Source organism: Novosphingobium sp. EMRT-2 (assembly GCF_005145025.1).
GTDB lineage: Bacteria > Pseudomonadota > Alphaproteobacteria > Sphingomonadales > Sphingomonadaceae > Novosphingobium.
The window spans coordinates 2,431,140-2,446,699 of the sequence record NZ_CP039695.1; the positions used below are offsets into that span (position 1 = coordinate 2,431,140).

Genomic DNA, 15,560 nt, shown 5'->3' on the forward strand with positions numbered 1-15,560 from the left:
TGTCCCTCGGTCACGTCAAATCCTTCTCGATCTGCTGGAGCGCGGCGGCGCGGCGCGCCACCTCGTGCGGTTTGCGCGTGGCGCGCAGCTTGTTCGCCAGTTCGGAAAACGGTGGTCCGGAAAGGCCGCGCCGTTCTTGCGCGCGGTCTATCATCGCTTCGGCTTCGGCGGGCGCGTGCCCGCGCGGCAGGCCCAGCGCCGCGATCAGCCGCTCGCGCACTGCATCGGCATAAGGCCCGGTGACGAGATGGACTCGCCCGGCGCGGCGGATCAGGCCGGCGGCGTTTTCCACCAGCGCGGTCTTGCCCAGCGCGATGGCGCGTCCCCGCTGGCGGGCCGGGCCAAACCGGCAGAACGCTCGCCAGCCCACCGCCACCATGGCGAGCAGCAGGCAGACCGTGGCCGCCAGGAACGGCGGCTCGAACGCCAGCGTCAACAGGTTGCGGCTGGCGCCAAGGCCGTTCAGCGTGAGGTCGAACGTGACCGGCTGGGTCGTTCCGTCGGCGGCGGCCAGCACCAGTTCGCGCGCCATCAGCGCCGTGCCGCGATCCGCCAGCCCCCAGTTGTCGAGCAGGTCCGGCTCGAACACGAAGACCACGGGATAGAGCCCGTCGTCGTCTCCGCCCACGTCGTGATCGATCCCCGCGAAATCGTTGAGCGCGGGATAGTAGCCGTCATCGTCGACGAAGGCGGCCAGGATGCGGCCGTCGCCCGAACGGACCAGCGGGATCAGCGCCTTGCCCTCGCCCGACAGCACCTCCCGATCGTCGGGCAGCCGCCCCGCGTGGCCGATGGCGCGCCAGCCGCGTGCGGGCGAATCGCGATGGCCGGTCAGACGCACGGTAATGTCGTCGTGGAAACCGTTCCATCGCGGCGCTTCGGTGCCGACCAGTTCGGTCCAGCCGCGCGGCACCTTGGTCTTGCGCTGCTGGCTTACCGGCGAGGCGATCCACTTGGGCGTGACGACCAGCGTCGGCCCGATCCTGCGCCGTTCGTTGACGATCCTGGCGATGTCCTCGCCCTTGGCCGCGGCCGGCGGGGTCAGCACCAGCAGGCCCACGTCCTTGAGCGCGTCCTTGCGCCGCGCCCGCCGGATTTCGATGTCGTCCGCCTCCAGCATGGCGACCAGCCCGGCAAAGCCGTTCAACCCGCGCCCGCCGGCGTGCCCACCGCCGTTGTTGGCGTTCCCCCCGCCATTGCCGAGAAACCACAACAGCGCCACGAACGCGATCGCGCCGACGGCGACGAGCCCCAGCACCGTGCGCGGGCGGAAGGGCGTGCCGTTCATCCCTGCGCGCTTTTCAGATCAGCCAGGGCGAAACGCGCATAGGCCTCGCGCGCCCGGCTCCAGTCTTCGGCGCTCAATCCGCGCAGCGCGAACAGGCTCCGCTCCACCTCGCGCGCGATCACGCCGAACGCTTGCTTCGCCGCCCCGGGCAGCGCGGCGATCGCGCCGATTTCGCGCGAGGTGGTCGAAGGGGTCAGCCATTCCGGGCGCGCGGTGGCGATATGGTGGACGCTGCGCTGGAGCAGGAGGTGCGCGGCTTCGCCATAGCGGCCCTCGGCGGCCAGCCGGTCGGCCTCTTCCAGCAGGGCGATGGCGGCGGCGCGATCGGGCGTCCATCCGGCTTCCGCCGCCGCTTCACGCGGGTGCCGGTCACGCCACAGCGGCCATAGCAGGCTCCAGGCGATCCACAGCGCGCCGGCCCCGATCAGCACCAGCAGCACCGTCTGGAATACGCCGAAGCCGACGCCCAGCCACCGCTCCAGCCACTGGCTCAGCGGCTTGAGCAGTCTGGCGAGGAACTCCGCGATGGCTTCGAGCCAGGCCGGCGGCCGCGGCGGGACGATATGCTCGGGCGGGACAGGCGCGAACTGGATATCCTTGATGTCGCGCATCGCGCGCCAGGCGTGTTCTCCCGCCTGTGCGCCCGCTTCCGCGCCTTGCTGTTCAGCGATTGGCCCCACCTTGGCAGTCACGGCATCAGTGGTCGCACGCCCTTCCCGGAGCGGCAAGGGGGGATGTCACCGAAGCCGATGCGACGAAGCGCCTTCAGCCGCGCTCGCGCTGCAAGGGATAGGTGCCGAGCATCCGCACGTGCTTGGCGAAGAAGCCCAGTTCCTCCAGCGCCCGGTCCACGGCGGGATCGCCGGGCGTTCCCACGATGTCGCAGAAGAACTCGGTGGCGGCGAAGCTCGCGCCCCGCTGGTAGCTTTCCAGCTTGGTCATGTTGACGCCGTTGGTCGCGAAACCGCCCAGCGCCTTGTAGAGCGCGGCGGGGATGTTGCGCACCTCGAACACGAACGTGGTGATCGCCGGGCCGGCGATACGCGCGGGATCGATCGGCTCGCGCGCCAGCACCACGAAGCGCGTGGTGTTGTCGTGCGCGTCCTCGACATTGTCCTCGATCACTTTCAGGCCATAGAGCTCGGCGGCGATGCGCGGGGCGATGGCGGCCATGGACGGATCGCCGAGTTCGGCGACATAGGCCGCGGCGCCGGCAGTATCGGCATAGGACAGCGGCACGATCCCGCGCGCGCGCAGGAAATGGCGCGACTGGCCCAGCGCCTGCGGGTGGCTGTAGGCGCCGGTGAACGGGCCATCGCCGGTGGCCATCAGCGCGGCGTGGATCGGCAGGAAGTATTCGCCCACGATCGACAACCCGCTTTCGGGCAGCAGGAAGTGGATGTCGGCGACGCGGCCGTGCTGCGAATTCTCGATCGGGATGATCGCCTGGCCGGCGCGCCCGTCCTTCACCGCATCCAGCGCGTCCTCGAACGAAAAGCACGGCAGTGGCAGGCAGCCGGGCAGCGCTTCCATCGCCGCGCGGTGCGAATTGGCGCCCGGCGCGCCCTGAAATGCCACGGCGCGCGCGGGTTCGCGGGCGGCGGCGGCGGCCATCGATTCGACCAGGGCGAGCGCGGGAGCGGGGTAGCTTTGCATGATGCGCTGGCGATTAGGCCGCGACCGGCCACGCGGCAACCCACAATTCGGCCATCGCCGGGGCACGAATCCCCCGCGAACCGGGGGCGATCGGGCATCGTTGTTCGCATTCTTTGCGGCGTCATCGGCGCAATCGCTCTTGCGTGCGCGCGGAGGCCTGACTAGAGCGGCCAAAATTGCGCTGGGGGCCGGCAATGGGGTCGGCGGGCGCCAAGTGGGGCAGGGAATGGACGACCGTTTCAATACCATCGCCGGTTGGACCTTGTTCGGCGGGATCGTGGCACTGGGGCTTTCCAGCCTTTCCAGCCACTATTTCATGGCTGACAAGCACCATGCCCCCGAAAAGGCGGGTTACGCCATCGAAGGCGTGGAGACCGAAGGCGGCGCCGGCGCGGCGGCGCTCGAACCGATCGCCAACCGTCTGACCAAGGCGGACGCCGCCAAGGGCGAGGCGATCTTCGCCAAGTGCAAGGCCTGCCACACCATCGATCAGGGCGCGGCCAACGGCATCGGCCCGAACCTTTATGAAATCGTGGGCGATGCCATGGCCTCGGGCCGTGGCGGCTTCGCCTTCTCCGACGCGCTCAAGGCCAAGGGCGGCAAGTGGGATTTCGCCAACCTCGACGAATGGCTGACCAACCCCAAGAAGTTCGCGGATGGCACCAAGATGACCTTCGCCGGCATCGCCAATCCGCAGGATCGCGCCGACGTGATCCTCTATCTCAACACCAAGGGCTCCAACCTGCCGCTGCCCGCGCCTGAGGCGGTTCCGGCCGCCGGCGCCGCGCCGGCCGCCGCAGCCGTAGTGGGCGATGCCGCCAAGGGCGAGAAGATCTTCGCCAAGTGCAAGGCCTGCCACACCATCGAACAGGGCGGCGCCAACGGCATCGGCCCCAACCTGTTCGGCATTGCCGGCGAGAAGGTCGCTGGCGACCGTGGCGGTTTCGCTTTCTCCGACGCGCTCAAGGCCAAGGGTGGCACCTGGGACGACGCGACGCTCGACGCCTGGCTGTCTGGCCCGGCCAAGTTCGCCGCCGGTACCAAGATGACCTTCGCCGGCCTGCCCAGCGCGCAGGACCGGGCCGACGTGATCGCCTATCTCAAGACCAAGAAGTAAGCCGCCTTTTTCCCAAAAGGCAGCACGCGAAAAAGGGGCATCCGGCCGGTCCGGGTGCCCCTTTTTCGTGGCCTTTGCGGGCAGGCGACATCCCGCACTTGCAAATTATGCAACCCACCCCTCGTCCTTCGCACTTGCGAAAGAACCGGTCCGACGGCACATAAGACGGGCCTTTCAGGCATCCTCTCCCAAACTTCCAAAGGCCGGCTCTGCCGGCCTTTTTTTTGCCCGCGCCCTTTCCCGGTTCTTTTTCGGGGCGAAACGGCACGGGAGGTTTGCAACGCCCGGCCCACCGATTTAATCATTCGATTAAACCCGCCCCGCGCCACGGAGAGGTGCCGATGAAACCCGTGCTCTATCACTGCGCCGATGCGCGCTCGTTCCGCGTGCTGTGGATGCTGGAGGAGCTGGAACTGGACTATGAGCTGAAGCTTCTGCCGTTTCCGCCGCGCCTGCTGGAGCCGGGATTTCTCGAGATCAACCCGCTGGGGACCATCCCGTTCTATCAGGAGGGCGCTGTGCGGATGACCGAATCGCCGGCGATCGTGCAGTATCTGGCCGCGCGCCACGGCGGCGGACGGCTGGAGATCGGCCGCGACGAGCCCGGCTTCGGCGATTATCTCAACGCGCTGTCCTATGGCGAGGCGACGCTGACCTTCCCGCAAACGCTGGTGCTGCGCTATTCGCGGCTGGAGCCGGCCGAACGGCGGGTGCCGCAAGTGGCGGAGGACTATGCCCGCTGGTACCGGGCGCGGCTGCGCGGGCTGGCGGCGCTGCTCGAACAGCGCGACTATGTGGCGGGAGGCCGGTTCACCGCCGCCGACATTTCGGTGGGCTATGCGCTCCTGCTGGCACGCACGCTGCGGCTCGACCGCGATTATCCGCCGCAGATCGCCGCGTACTGGGAGCGGCTGGAACAGCGCGACGGCTATCGCCGCGCACGGGCGGCACAAGGCACCGATGGAGATTTCGCGGCATGACCACCCTGCTTGAAAACATTCGCGTGATCGACCTGACCACGGTGGTGTTCGGCCCCTATGCCACGCAGATGCTGGCGGACATGGGCGCGGACGTGATCAAGGTCGAACCGCCCGAAGGTGATCAGATGCGGCAGGCGGGACGGCCGAAGCAGGGGCGCGGCATGGGGCCGGTGCACATGACGCTGAACCGGGGCAAGCGCTCGATCGCGCTCGACCTGAAGCAGCCGGCCGACGCGGAGGTCATGCGCGGCCTGCTCGCCGATGCCGACGTGTTCGTTCACAACGTGCGCGGTGCCGGCATCGCCCGCCTGGGGTTCGACTACGAATCGGTCAGGGCCATCCGCCCCGACATCATCTATGTCCATTGCGTGGGCTTCGGATCGGATGGCCCCTATGCCGGCCTGCAGGCCTATGACGACGTGATCCAGGCCGCGACCGGCACCACCACGCTGCTGCCGCGCGCCGATGGCGATGCCCGGCCCCGCTTCGTGCCCTCGCTGATCGCCGACAAGGTTTCGGGCCTCTATGGCACCCAGGCCGTGCTGGCGGCGCTGTTCCACCGCCAGCGCACCGGCGAGGGGCAGTTGGTCGAAGTGCCGATGTTCGAATGCTTCGCGCAGTTCATGCTGCAGGAGCACCTCTATGGCGAGGTCCATGACGATCCGGTGCAACCCGCCGGCTATCCGCGCCAGGTCGATCCCCATCGCCAGCCCTTTCCCACGCGCGACGGCTGGGTCAGCATCGTCCCCTATACCGCGCACACGATCGCCCGCGTGTTCGAGGTTCTGGAAGCGACCGAGGTGTTCGACGACCCGCGATTCGCCACCGATCTCGACCGGCTGCGCAATGTCAGCCTGCTTTATGCCGAGATCGCCCGGCGCACGCCCGCCCGAACCAGCGCGGAATGGGTCCGGATCCTGAACGCGGCGGGCGTTCCCTGCATGGAAGTGCGCGATCTGCAGGATATCCGCTCCGATCCGCACCTGGCCGCGGTGGATTTCTTCCACCATCGCGACCATCCGACCGAAGGCGGCTATGTGGAAATGCGCCTGCCCATCCGTTTCGCCGCCATGCCGGCACGAGACCTCGCGCATCCGCCCGCCATCGACGAACACGGCCCCGCCCTGCGCGCCGAAGCGCAACGCCGCCACAAGCGCTGATCACGCGCCGGGGCGGGCCATCTGACGGGGCTGGTTCGGGGGCGGGGTGCGGCAACGGCGCACCAAACGAGCAACGCCGCAATCGTGCTGGCCATTGCACAAGGTTATGATTTCATAGGGAGAGTTTGGATGCCCGACGAGGATTCGAACCTCGATTGACGGAGTCAGAGTCCGTAGTCTTACCATTAGACGATCGGGCAATGGAGCGGCGCACTTAGAGGGGGGCTGGCGGCAAGTCAAGCGGCCTTGCGCGCCGTTCCGCGCGATGCGGGCGCGGCGGTCTTGCCGGGCGTCCCTCGTGCCGTTACCATGGCCGCCAAGTACCCGCCACGCATCACGCAGGCGGGAAAACATAAGCGAATTGAAACATGGCGGAGATCAATCCGCCGGCCCCGGGGCAGGGGGCGCGTTCCGGCAGCAAGAAGCGGCAACGACCTCCGCCGCACGCTCTGGCCGGTTCCTCGTCTCTGCAACCGAAAGCCGCCGGCGTTCCACAGGGTGCCATGCGCCCGCCCGAAGCACCAGCCTTGCCGGAGGAATCGGCGCAGCAGGCGCGGCCGCTGTGGAACCGGCCCATGCCATTTCACCGCCAGGCCTATGCCGCGATCGATCTCGGCACCAACAATTGCCGGTTGCTGATCGCGCGGCCTTCGGGCGACCATTTCGTGGTGATCGACGCGTTCAGCCGGGTGGTGCGGCTGGGTGAAGGGCTGGCGCAGTCCGGCCGCCTTTCCGACGCGGCGATGGACCGCGCGCTGGGCGCGCTGCACGTCTGCGCCGAGAAGCTGCGCAAGCGCAATGTCCACCTGGCCCGCTCGGTGGCGACCGAGGCGTGCCGGCGCGCCACCAACGGCGCGGAATTCATCGAGCGCGTGCACAGCGAGACCGGCATCCGGCTGAACATCATCACCGCGCAGGAAGAAGCGCGGCTGGCGGTGCTGGGCTGCCACATCCTGCTGGAACACGGCGACGGCCCGGCGATGATCTTCGACATCGGCGGCGGATCGACCGAGATGGTGCTGGTCGATACCGGCGAGCCCGTGCCGCGCATCCTCGACTGGCAGAGCGTGCCGTGGGGCGTCGTTTCGCTGACCGAGAGCATCGGCGCGATTTCCGACGAGCCGGCGGCGCGCGCCGCGGCTTTCGCGGAGATGCGCCGCCGCGTGGACGAAGGCTTCGCCGCCTTTGCCGAACGCGTGGCGGGCGAGCGCGCCAAGGCGCTGAAGCGCGGTGCGATCCGCCTGCTGGGCACCAGCGGCACGGTGACCACGCTGGCCAGCCTGCACCTGAAGCTGCCGCAATATGACCGGCGCGCGGTGGACGGGCTGATCGTGCCGGTCGAATCGATGCGCGGGATCAGCCGCCGGCTGTCCTCGCTCAGCCCGACCGAACGCATCGCGGTGCCCTGCATCGGGCGCGAGCGCTCCGATCTGGTGGTGGCCGGCTGCGCGATCCTCGAATCGATTTTCGACATCTGGCCGGCGGAACGGCTGGGCATCGCCGACCGCGGCATCCGCGAAGGCATCCTGCGCAGCCTGATGGCGACGGGGGGCGAAGCCGAGCGCAGCCGCGAGGCGCTGCGCGCGATCCGCCGGAAAGCGGGCGCGCAAATGGCCGCTGATCAGAAAACAGGCGACCAGACAACAGGAGATAGGCCATGAGCCGGTCTGGACGCGATCCGGGCGAAAGACTGCGCACGGCCAAGAAGCGCACCGCCTCTTCGGCGCGCTGGCTGTCGCGCCAGATCAACGATCCCTATGTGAAGCAGGCCAAGGCCGATGGCTATCGCAGCCGCGCCGCCTACAAGCTGGCCGAACTCGATACCAAGTTCGGCCTGCTGCGGGGCGTGCGCCGGGTGGTGGACCTGGGCATCGCGCCCGGCGGGTGGAGCCAGATCGTGCGGCAGAAGGCGCCGGCGGCGAAAATCGTGGGGATCGACCTGCTGCCAACCGATCCGATCGACGGCGTGACCATCTTCCAGATGGACTTCATGGCCGACGAGGCGCCGGCGGCGCTCGAAGGCGCGCTCGATGGCGCGCCGGACCTGGTGCTGTCGGACATGGCCGCCAACACCGTGGGGCACAAGCAGACCGACCACCTGCGCACGATGGGGCTGGTCGAGACGGCGGTCGATTTCGCCATCGCCACGCTGGCGCCGGGCGGGGCGTTCGTGGCCAAGGTCTTCGCCGGTGGCACGGACACGCAGCTGCTGGGGCTGCTCAAGCGCAACTTCACCACGGTGAAGCACGCCAAGCCGCCCGCGAGCCGCAAGGATTCGTCGGAATGGTACGTGATCGCCCAAGGCTTCAAGGGCGGCGCGCGCACGAAGCCGGCGGACGAGGGCGACGCGGACGAAGCGTGAGGTGCGGGATGCGCTATGCGTCCCACACGCGAGCGTACAACTCGGCCATCTCGACCGCATCGGGCACGCGCGGGTTGTTGGCGGGCGATCCGGAGGCGATTGCCTGTTCGCACATCGTCGGGATCAGGCGCTGCCAGTGGACAGCGTCGATACCCCAGGCGGCCGGCCCCGGCACGCCGAGATCGCGGTTGAGCGCGCCCAGTTCCTCCAGCAGCCGCGCCACCGCGCCCTGATCGCCCTCGCGCGCGTCCGCCACGCCCATGGCGCGGGCGCATTCGGCATAGCGCGCCAGCGCGGCGGGGGCGGACCATGCGGTAACCGTGGGCAGCAGCATGGCGTTAGACAGTCCGTGCGGCACATGGAAATGCGCGCCGATCGGCCGGCTCATGCCATGCACCAGCGCAACCGAGGCGTTGGTGAAGGCAATGCCCGCCTGCGTCGCGCCCAGCATCAGCGCCTCGCGCGCTTCGCGGTCGTCGGGATCGTCGCAGGCGCGGCGCAGGTTGGGCGCGATCGCGCGCATCGCCAGCAAGGCCATGCCATCGGTGAAGGGGCTGGCGCGCTTCGAGACATAGGCCTCGATCGCGTGAGTCAGCGAATCGATCCCGGTATCGGCGGTCAGCCGGCGCGGCTTGGTGAAGGTCAGTTCGTAATCGACCAGCGCCGCCACCGGCAGGTAGGCAAGGCCGGGGCACATCATCTTCTCGTCGGTCGTTTCGTCGGTGATGACGGTGACGCGGGTCGCTTCCGATCCGGTGCCGGCGGTAGTCGGGATGGCGATCACGGGCAGGCCCGGTTCGTCCTGCACGTGCGGGGCCTTGTAGTCCGCCATGGCTCCGCCGTGGCGCGCGAGCATGGCGATGGCCTTCGCGCTGTCGAGCGGGCTGCCCCCGCCGAAGCCGACCACGCAATCGTGATCGCCTTCGCGCAGGAAGGCGAGTCCGGCCTCGATCGAGGCAAGGGTCGGATCGGGAACGGTCCCGTCGAACACGCGGCTGGCGATGCCGGCGGCTTTCAGGCTGTCCCGCAGCGTTTCGACGCGGCCTTGCCCGACCAAGAAGGCATCCGTCACGATCAGGGGGCGGGACAGGCCCAGCGTGGCCAGCACGTCGGGCAACTGGCGCGATGCGCCGCCGCCGATGCGCAGGATGCGGGGAAGCGCGATGCTGGCAATGCTCATGAAATCTTCTCCGCCCCGGCGTTCCATGGGCCGGGCTTTCGCCGGGTCTAGCCTGTGGCGCGGGGCCGGCGCAATCGCACTACGTATGCATGGAAAGCCCGAAGCCCTGTCGCGCGCCTCAGCGTGGCAGGTAGCCGCGCGCCAGGTTGGTGACAAGGTATTCGGCAAGTTCCGCCGGCGCGTGTTCGCCATCGGGCTCGTGCCAGCGCGCGGGCCAGTTGAGCGCGCCCGCGATGGTGAAGGCCAGCAGCTTGGGGTCGGTCGGCGCCAGCGAACCGTCGGCGATCGCCTCGCCGATCAGTTCGCGCAGGGCGTTGTCGATCCGGCGCTTGAGCGCGCGGAATTGCTGCTGGCTCTCGCTCGCCAGCGCCTCGTCGCCGGTGCGGATCACGCAGCGGCCGAAATCGTCCATGTTGATCTGGGCATAGCGGCGCAGGAACCAGGCGAGCCGTTCCGCGCCGTTGCCGGACTGCTGCCGCGCCTCCGCCCCGGCCTCGATGATCTGGCCCAGCCCGCGCGAAACGCATTCGAGCAGCACCTGATCCTTGTTGCCCAGGTAGTGGTAGATCGTCGGCTTGGAGATGCCGAGCCGCGCCGCCACATCATCGAGCGAGGTCTGGTGGAAGCCCTTCTCGTTGAACATCCGCACCGCCGCGCGCAGCACCGCGTCGCGCTTGGCGGCGCGATCGGCCTGGCGTTGTTCGGGCGTCTGGAAAGGCGAGGAAACGGTGGTCAAGGCGGGGTCCGGTCTGGCGTTCCCCGTGTTGACAAGAAACGCGCGAGAATGCAAGTTACTCGTCAGTAGATCATTAACTGGTGAGTTTCATGATTCTGACGGAAACCCAGGCCGCCGTGCGCTACATGGTGCGCGATTTCGCGCAGGAGCAGATCCTGCCCAACGCGCCGGCCTACGAGGCGGCGGGCGCCTATCCGCCGGACCTGTTCGCCGCGCTGGCGGACATGGGCCTGACCGGCATGACCGCGCCCGAAGAGGTCGGCGGGGCCGGGCTCGATTACGTGTCCTATGCCGCCGCGCTGATCGAGATAGCGGCGGCCGATGGCGCGCTGTCGACGATCCTGTCGATCCAGAACAGCCTGATTGTGTCCGCCCTGCTGCGCTATGGCACGCCCGCGCAACAGGCGCGGTTCCTGCCCGATCTGGTGGGCGGCAGGGCGATCGGCGCCTTTGCGCTGACCGAGGCGGACGCGGGCTCCGACGCATCGGCCATCCGCACCCGCGCCCGCAAGGTGGAGGGCGGCTATGTGCTCGACGGGGCGAAGCAGTTCATCTCGTCGGGCCGCATCGCCAAGCTGGCGATCGTGTTCGCGGTGACCGATCCCGACGCCGGCAAGCGCGGTCTGTCGGCTTTCCTCGTGCCGACCGACAGCGCCGGCTACGTGGTGGACAAGGTGGAGCACAAGCTGGGCCAGCGCGCGTCCGACACCTGCGCCATCCGCTTCGACAACCTGTTCGTGGCGGACGACCTGATGCTGGGCGAGGCCGGCGCGGGCTATGCGATCGCGCTGTCCAATCTGGAGGCCGGCCGCATCGGCATCGCCGCGCAATGCATCGGCATGGCGCAGGCGGCGCTGGAGATCGCGGTGGGCTACGCGAAGGAGCGCAAGAGCTTCGGTCAGCCGATCATCCAGCACCAGGCGGTCGGCTTCCGTCTGGCCGATCTGGCCGCCCGGCTGGAAGCGGCGCGGCAGCTCGTGCTCCATGCGGCGGCGGTCAAGGATGCCGGCAGCGAGACGGGGCAGTCCTGTCTCAAGGAAGCCTCGATGGCCAAGCTGGTGGCCTCCGAAACGGCCGAGGCGGTCGTGTCCGGAGCGCTGCAGACGCTGGGCGGCTACGGCTATCTTGAGGAATTCGGCATCGCGCGGATCTACCGCGATGTCCGCGTGTGCCAGATCTACGAAGGCACGTCCGATATCCAGCGCATGGTCATCGCCCGCGCGCTGTAAGCCTAACAAGTATCCCCGAAGGAGCAGGATCATGGAAATCAAGGGAGTGGCCGCCATCGTCACCGGCGGCGCATCGGGTCTCGGCGGCGCCACCGCGGCGCGGCTGGCGAAGGCCGGCGCGAAGGTCGCGATCTTCGATCTCAACGCGGACCTGGGCGCCCGCCATGCGGCCGAGATCGGCGCGACGTTCTTCCCCGTCAACGTGACCGACGAAGCGGCGGTCGAGAACGCCATTCTCGAAGCCGAAGCGGTCAACGGCAAGGCGCGCATCTGCGTCAACTGCGCCGGTATCGGCCCGCCCGCCAAGGTGATCGGCCGCGATGGCAAGGCGCTGCCGCTCGCCGATTTCGCGAAGATCATCCAGATCAACCTGATCGGCAGCTTCAACGTGCTGTCCAAGTTCGCCGCACGCATTCACGATGCCGAAACCGTGGGGCCGGAAGAGCGCGGCGTGATCATCAACACCGCCTCGGTTGCCGCGTTCGACGGCCAGATCGGGCAGGCCGCCTATTCCGCCTCCAAGGGCGGCATCGTTGGCATGACGCTGCCGATCGCGCGCGAGCTCGCCCGCAGCGGCATCCGCGTGATGACGATCGCTCCGGGCATCTTCTGGACGCCGCTGCTGGCCTCGCTGCCGCAGGACGCGCAGGATTCGCTGGGCAAGCAGGTGCCGTTCCCGAACCGGCTTGGCCAGCCCGACGAATACGCGCAGATGGTGGAAAGCATCGTTACCAACCCGATGCTGAACGGCGAGACCATTCGCCTGGACGGTGCGATCCGCATGGCGCCACGCTAAAGCCAAACACGGGGTGAGGATACGATGACGATCAGCCGCGAAGCGCTCGACATGGCGGCGAAGGTGGAAGCCTTCGTCCGCGAAACCGTGGTTCCCTACGAACAGGACCCCCGCCGCGACCATCACGGCGCGCCGACCGACGAGCTGGTGATGGAACTGCGCGAAAAGGCGCGCGCGGCGGGTGTCCTCACCCCCCACATCCGCCCCGATGGCAGCCATTTCAACCAGCGTGAAACCGCCGTCATCCTGATCAAGTCGGGCCTTTCGCCGCTGGGCATGCTGGCCTGCAACACCCAGGCGCCCGACGAAGGCAACATGTACCTGCTGGGCCATGTCGGCAGCGCCGATCTCAAGGCGCGTTTCCTCACGCCGCTGGTCGAAGGGCGCGTGCGTTCGGCCTTCTTCATGACCGAGCCGTCGGACGAGGGCGGCGCCGGGTCCGATCCCTCGATGATGCAGACCACGTGCCGGCGCGACGGCAACCATTGGGTGGTGAACGGGCGCAAGGCGTTCATCACCGGTGCCGAAGGCGCGAAAGTGGGCATCGTCATGGCGAAGTCGGTCGATCCGGATTCGCAGGGCGGCGCGTGCATGTTCCTGGTTGATCTGCCCGATCCCGCGATCCGCATCGATCACGTGCCCAACACCATCGACAGCTCGATGCCGGGCGGCCATGCCACGGTCACCATCGACAACTTGCGCATACCCGCCGACCAGATGCTGGGCGATGCGGGCGAAGGCTTCAAGTATGCTCAGGTGCGCCTCAGCCCGGCGCGCCTGTCGCACTGCATGCGCTGGCTGGGCGGGTGCATCCGCGCCAACGAGATCGCGGTGGACTATGCCAACCGGCGCATGGCCTTCGGCAAGCAGCTGATCGACCACGAAGGCGTGGGCTTCATGCTGGCCGAGAACATGATCGATCTGAAGCAGGCCGAACTGATGATCGACTGGTGCGCCGCGGTGCTCGATACCGGTTCGCTCGGCACGGTCGAAAGCTCGATGGCCAAGGTGGCGGTGTCCGAGGCGCTGATGCGCATCGCCGACCGCTGCGTGCAGGTGATGGGCGGTACCGGCGTGACCGACAAGACCATCGTCGAGCAGATCTTCCGCGAAGTGCGCGCCTTCCGCATCTATGACGGCCCCACCGAGGTCCACAAGTGGAGCCTGGCCAAGAAGGTCAAGCGCGACTGGCGGCACGGCCATGGCGGCTGAGGTTCCGGGCGAGAGCGGCGGGGCCAACGCCGGCGGGGCGAACGCCGGCGCGGGCGAGGTTCGCGTCGCGTTCGACGAAGGGGCGCTGGCGCGTTGGATGGCGGCGCATGTCGATGGCTTCGCCGGGCCGCTGGAGGTGGCGCAGTTCAACGGCGGTCAGTCGAACCCCACCTATCGCCTGACCACGCCGGGCGCGCGCTATGTGCTCCGCCGCAAGCCGCCGGGGCCGCTGCTGAAAGGCGCGCGTGCTGACCGCGCTGGGGCCGACGCCCGTACCGGTGCCGCCGGTGCTGGGCGTGTGCGAGGACGATGGCGTGATCGGCAGCGCGTTCTACGTCATGGCGATGGTCGATGGCCGCATCTTCTGGGATGCGCGTTTTCCCGACGTGCCGCAGGGCGAGCGCGCGGCCTACTACGACGCCATGAACGCCACGATTGCCGCGCTGCACGCGGTCGATCCCGCGGCGGTGGGCCTCGGCGATTTCGGCCGGCCCGGTAATTTCTTCGAACGGCAGATCGGGCGCTGGTCGAAGCAGTACCTCGAGGACGAGCTGGCCGGCCGCAACGCGGACATGGACGCGCTGGTCGCATGGCTGCCGGCGCATATCCCGCCGGGCGACGAAAGCCGCGTGACCCACGGCGATTTCCGCTGCGACAACATGATCTTCCACCCCACCGAACCGCGCGTTGTCGCGGTGCTGGACTGGGAACTGTCGACGCTGGGCAATCCGCTGTCGGACTTCGCCTATCACGCCACGATGTACCGGATGCCGCCGGACATCGTGGCCGGGCTGGGCGGGGCCGATCCGGTGCGGCTGGGCCTGCCCACGGAAGCGGATTACATCGCCGCCTATTGCCGGCGCACCGGGCGCACGGGGATTCCCGACTGGGATTTCTATATCGCGTTCAACTTCTTCCGGCTGGCCGCGATCTTTCACGGTATCAAGGGGCGCGTGCTGCGCGGCACCGCCAACAGCGCCCACGCGCGGGAACGGGCGGAAGCCTTCCCCCGGCTGGCGGCGCTGGCGCGCGAAGCGATGGAGGCCTGCGCATGAATCCTGTTCTGCTGACGCGCGATGGCGGCATTGCCACGATCACGCTTAACCGGCCCGATCAGGGCAACGCGATCGACATGGACATGGCGCGCGCGCTTGACGCCGCCGCGCGCGACTGCGCGGGCGATCCGGCGGTGCGCTGCGTGGTGCTGGCGGGCAGCGGACGCCTGTTCTGCGCGGGCGGGGACATCGCCGCATTTGCCGCCGCCGGCGATCGCGCCGGTGCCTTCATGCACGAACTGGCGAGCGCGCTGCACGAGGCGGTGCTGGTGCTGGCGCGGATGGACAAGCCGCTGCTGACGCTGGTCCACGGCCCGGCGGCGGGCGCGGGCCTCAGTCTCGCCCTGCTGGGCGACGTGGTGCTGGCGGGCGAAGCCGCCCATTTCACCGCGGCCTATACCGGCATCGGCCTGACGCCCGACGGCGGCATGAGCTGGCTGCTGCCGCGCGTGGTGGGCCTGCGCGTGGCGCAGGAGATGATTCTCACCAACCGCCGTGTCGGCGCGGAAGAAGGGGCGCGGCTGAGGCTGGTGACGCGCGTGGTGCCCGATGCCGATCTTGCAGCGGAAGGGCGGGCGATGGCGGCACGGCTGGCCGCTGCGCCGGTGCGGGCGCTGGGCGCCGCCCGCGCGTTGCTGCTGGACAGCTCGACGCGCGATCTTGCCGCGCATCTGGCGGTGGAGGCGGATTCGATCGCGGCGGCGGGCTCCGGCGCGGAAGGCCGGGAAGGCGTTGCGGCGTTCCTCGAACGCCGCAAGCCGGATTTCACGCGCGCTTCGTAGAGCGGGA

14 protein-coding genes, 1 tRNA gene and 1 pseudogene are annotated in these 15,560 nt (G+C 68.7%); 10 read left to right on the forward strand and 6 right to left on the reverse strand.

Annotated elements, in window-relative coordinates; genetic code table 11:
• Window positions 1-10: 10 nt before the first annotated feature.
• The 3 genes from FA702_RS11975 to FA702_RS11985 form a co-directional block, all read right to left on the reverse strand.
• Window positions 11-1,288, reverse strand: coding sequence for a DUF4350 domain-containing protein (locus tag FA702_RS11975; protein ID WP_136956329.1), 1,278 nt, complete (start codon window positions 1,286-1,288; stop codon window positions 11-13).
• A complete protein-coding gene (locus tag FA702_RS11980; RefSeq protein WP_255504554.1) occupies window positions 1,285-1,980 on the reverse strand; it encodes a hypothetical protein in 696 nt (231 codons plus the stop codon). Before FA702_RS11980 ends, FA702_RS11975 begins: the two co-directional genes overlap by 4 nt.
• Window positions 1,981-2,053: 73 nt before the next feature.
• Window positions 2,054-2,944: a prephenate dehydratase gene (locus FA702_RS11985; protein WP_136956330.1), complete on the reverse strand. Its 891-nt coding sequence runs from the start codon at window positions 2,942-2,944 to the stop codon at window positions 2,054-2,056.
• 226 nt (window positions 2,945-3,170) lie between these two features.
• Here FA702_RS11985 and FA702_RS23545 point away from each other — a divergent pair, with 226 nt between their 5' ends.
• The 3 genes from FA702_RS23545 to FA702_RS12000 all read left to right on the forward strand — a co-directional run bounded on the left by FA702_RS23545 (window position 3,171) and on the right by FA702_RS12000 (window position 6,201).
• Window positions 3,171-4,061 carry a cytochrome c family protein gene (locus FA702_RS23545; RefSeq protein ID WP_136956331.1) on the forward strand — a complete coding sequence of 297 codons (891 nt, stop codon included), beginning with the start codon at window positions 3,171-3,173 and terminating at the stop codon, window positions 4,059-4,061.
• Between the two features lie 341 nt (window positions 4,062-4,402).
• Window positions 4,403-5,041 (forward strand): glutathione S-transferase family protein, encoded by a 639-nt coding sequence (locus FA702_RS11995; RefSeq protein WP_124811175.1) that lies wholly within the window; start codon window positions 4,403-4,405, stop codon window positions 5,039-5,041.
• The gene (locus FA702_RS12000; protein ID WP_136956332.1) at window positions 5,038-6,201 is read left to right on the forward strand and encodes a CaiB/BaiF CoA-transferase family protein; all 1,164 of its coding nucleotides are present in this window, start codon (window positions 5,038-5,040) and stop codon (window positions 6,199-6,201) included. Before FA702_RS11995 ends, FA702_RS12000 begins: the two co-directional genes overlap by 4 nt.
• A gap of 126 nt (window positions 6,202-6,327) precedes the next feature.
• On the opposite strand, the gene FA702_RS12005 is transcribed toward FA702_RS12000, so the two are convergent.
• Window positions 6,328-6,401: transfer RNA gene (locus tag FA702_RS12005), tRNA-Gln, on the reverse strand.
• Window positions 6,402-6,569: 168 nt separating this feature from the next.
• On the opposite strand from FA702_RS12005, the gene FA702_RS12010 reads away from it, so the two are divergent.
• Window positions 6,570-7,862, forward strand: a complete 1,293-nt coding sequence (locus tag FA702_RS12010) for a Ppx/GppA phosphatase family protein (RefSeq protein ID WP_136956333.1) — start codon at window positions 6,570-6,572, stop codon at window positions 7,860-7,862.
• Window positions 7,859-8,563 (forward strand): RlmE family RNA methyltransferase, encoded by a 705-nt coding sequence (locus tag FA702_RS12015; RefSeq protein WP_136956334.1) that lies wholly within the window; start codon window positions 7,859-7,861, stop codon window positions 8,561-8,563. Before FA702_RS12010 ends, FA702_RS12015 begins: the two co-directional genes overlap by 4 nt.
• 13 nt (window positions 8,564-8,576) lie before the next feature.
• Here FA702_RS12015 and FA702_RS12020 read toward each other — a convergent pair whose 3' ends face one another.
• On the reverse strand, window positions 8,577-9,743 hold the full coding sequence (locus tag FA702_RS12020; RefSeq protein ID WP_136956335.1) for an iron-containing alcohol dehydrogenase: 1,167 nt from the start codon (window positions 9,741-9,743) through the stop codon (window positions 8,577-8,579).
• Window positions 9,744-9,861: 118 nt separating this feature from the next.
• Window positions 9,862-10,479: a TetR/AcrR family transcriptional regulator gene (locus tag FA702_RS12025; RefSeq protein ID WP_255504555.1), complete on the reverse strand. Its 618-nt coding sequence runs from the start codon at window positions 10,477-10,479 to the stop codon at window positions 9,862-9,864.
• 89 nt (window positions 10,480-10,568) lie between these two features.
• Here FA702_RS12025 and FA702_RS12030 point away from each other — a divergent pair, with 89 nt between their 5' ends.
• The 5 genes and pseudogenes from FA702_RS12030 (at window position 10,569) to FA702_RS12050 (ending at window position 15,553) form a co-directional block, all read left to right on the forward strand.
• Window positions 10,569-11,708 carry an acyl-CoA dehydrogenase family protein gene (locus tag FA702_RS12030; RefSeq protein ID WP_136956336.1) on the forward strand — a complete coding sequence of 380 codons (1,140 nt, stop codon included), beginning with the start codon at window positions 10,569-10,571 and terminating at the stop codon, window positions 11,706-11,708.
• Between the two features lie 31 nt (window positions 11,709-11,739).
• On the forward strand, window positions 11,740-12,504 hold the full coding sequence (locus FA702_RS12035) for an SDR family NAD(P)-dependent oxidoreductase (protein ID WP_136956337.1): 765 nt from the start codon (window positions 11,740-11,742) through the stop codon (window positions 12,502-12,504).
• Between the two features lie 24 nt (window positions 12,505-12,528).
• Window positions 12,529-13,716, forward strand: coding sequence for an acyl-CoA dehydrogenase family protein (locus tag FA702_RS12040; RefSeq protein WP_136956338.1), 1,188 nt, complete (start codon window positions 12,529-12,531; stop codon window positions 13,714-13,716).
• Window positions 13,706-14,771: pseudogene (locus FA702_RS12045) on the forward strand (phosphotransferase). Before FA702_RS12040 ends, FA702_RS12045 begins: the two are co-directional and overlap by 11 nt.
• Window positions 14,768-15,553, forward strand: coding sequence for an enoyl-CoA hydratase/isomerase family protein (locus tag FA702_RS12050; protein WP_136956339.1), 786 nt, complete (start codon window positions 14,768-14,770; stop codon window positions 15,551-15,553). Before FA702_RS12045 ends, FA702_RS12050 begins: the two are co-directional and overlap by 4 nt.
• Window positions 15,554-15,560 lie beyond the last annotated feature (7 nt).

Coding starts and splice junctions, on each gene's coding strand:
- FA702_RS12010 (WP_136956333.1), top strand. CDS start 6,570: ATGGCGGAGATCAATCCGCCGGCCCCGGGGCAGGGGGCGCGTTCCGGC.
- FA702_RS12020 (WP_136956335.1), bottom strand. CDS start 9,743: ATGAGCATTGCCAGCATCGCGCTTCCCCGCATCCTGCGCATCGGCGGC.
- FA702_RS23545 (WP_136956331.1), top strand. CDS start 3,171: ATGGACGACCGTTTCAATACCATCGCCGGTTGGACCTTGTTCGGCGGG.
- FA702_RS12035 (WP_136956337.1), top strand. CDS start 11,740: ATGGAAATCAAGGGAGTGGCCGCCATCGTCACCGGCGGCGCATCGGGT.
- FA702_RS12050 (WP_136956339.1), top strand. CDS start 14,768: ATGAATCCTGTTCTGCTGACGCGCGATGGCGGCATTGCCACGATCACG.
- FA702_RS11985 (WP_136956330.1), bottom strand. CDS start 2,944: ATGCAAAGCTACCCCGCTCCCGCGCTCGCCCTGGTCGAATCGATGGCC.
- FA702_RS11995 (WP_124811175.1), top strand. CDS start 4,403: ATGAAACCCGTGCTCTATCACTGCGCCGATGCGCGCTCGTTCCGCGTG.
- FA702_RS12000 (WP_136956332.1), top strand. CDS start 5,038: ATGACCACCCTGCTTGAAAACATTCGCGTGATCGACCTGACCACGGTG.
- FA702_RS12015 (WP_136956334.1), top strand. CDS start 7,859: ATGAGCCGGTCTGGACGCGATCCGGGCGAAAGACTGCGCACGGCCAAG.
- FA702_RS12040 (WP_136956338.1), top strand. CDS start 12,529: ATGACGATCAGCCGCGAAGCGCTCGACATGGCGGCGAAGGTGGAAGCC.
- FA702_RS12030 (WP_136956336.1), top strand. CDS start 10,569: ATGATTCTGACGGAAACCCAGGCCGCCGTGCGCTACATGGTGCGCGAT.
- FA702_RS11975 (WP_136956329.1), bottom strand. CDS start 1,288: ATGAACGGCACGCCCTTCCGCCCGCGCACGGTGCTGGGGCTCGTCGCC.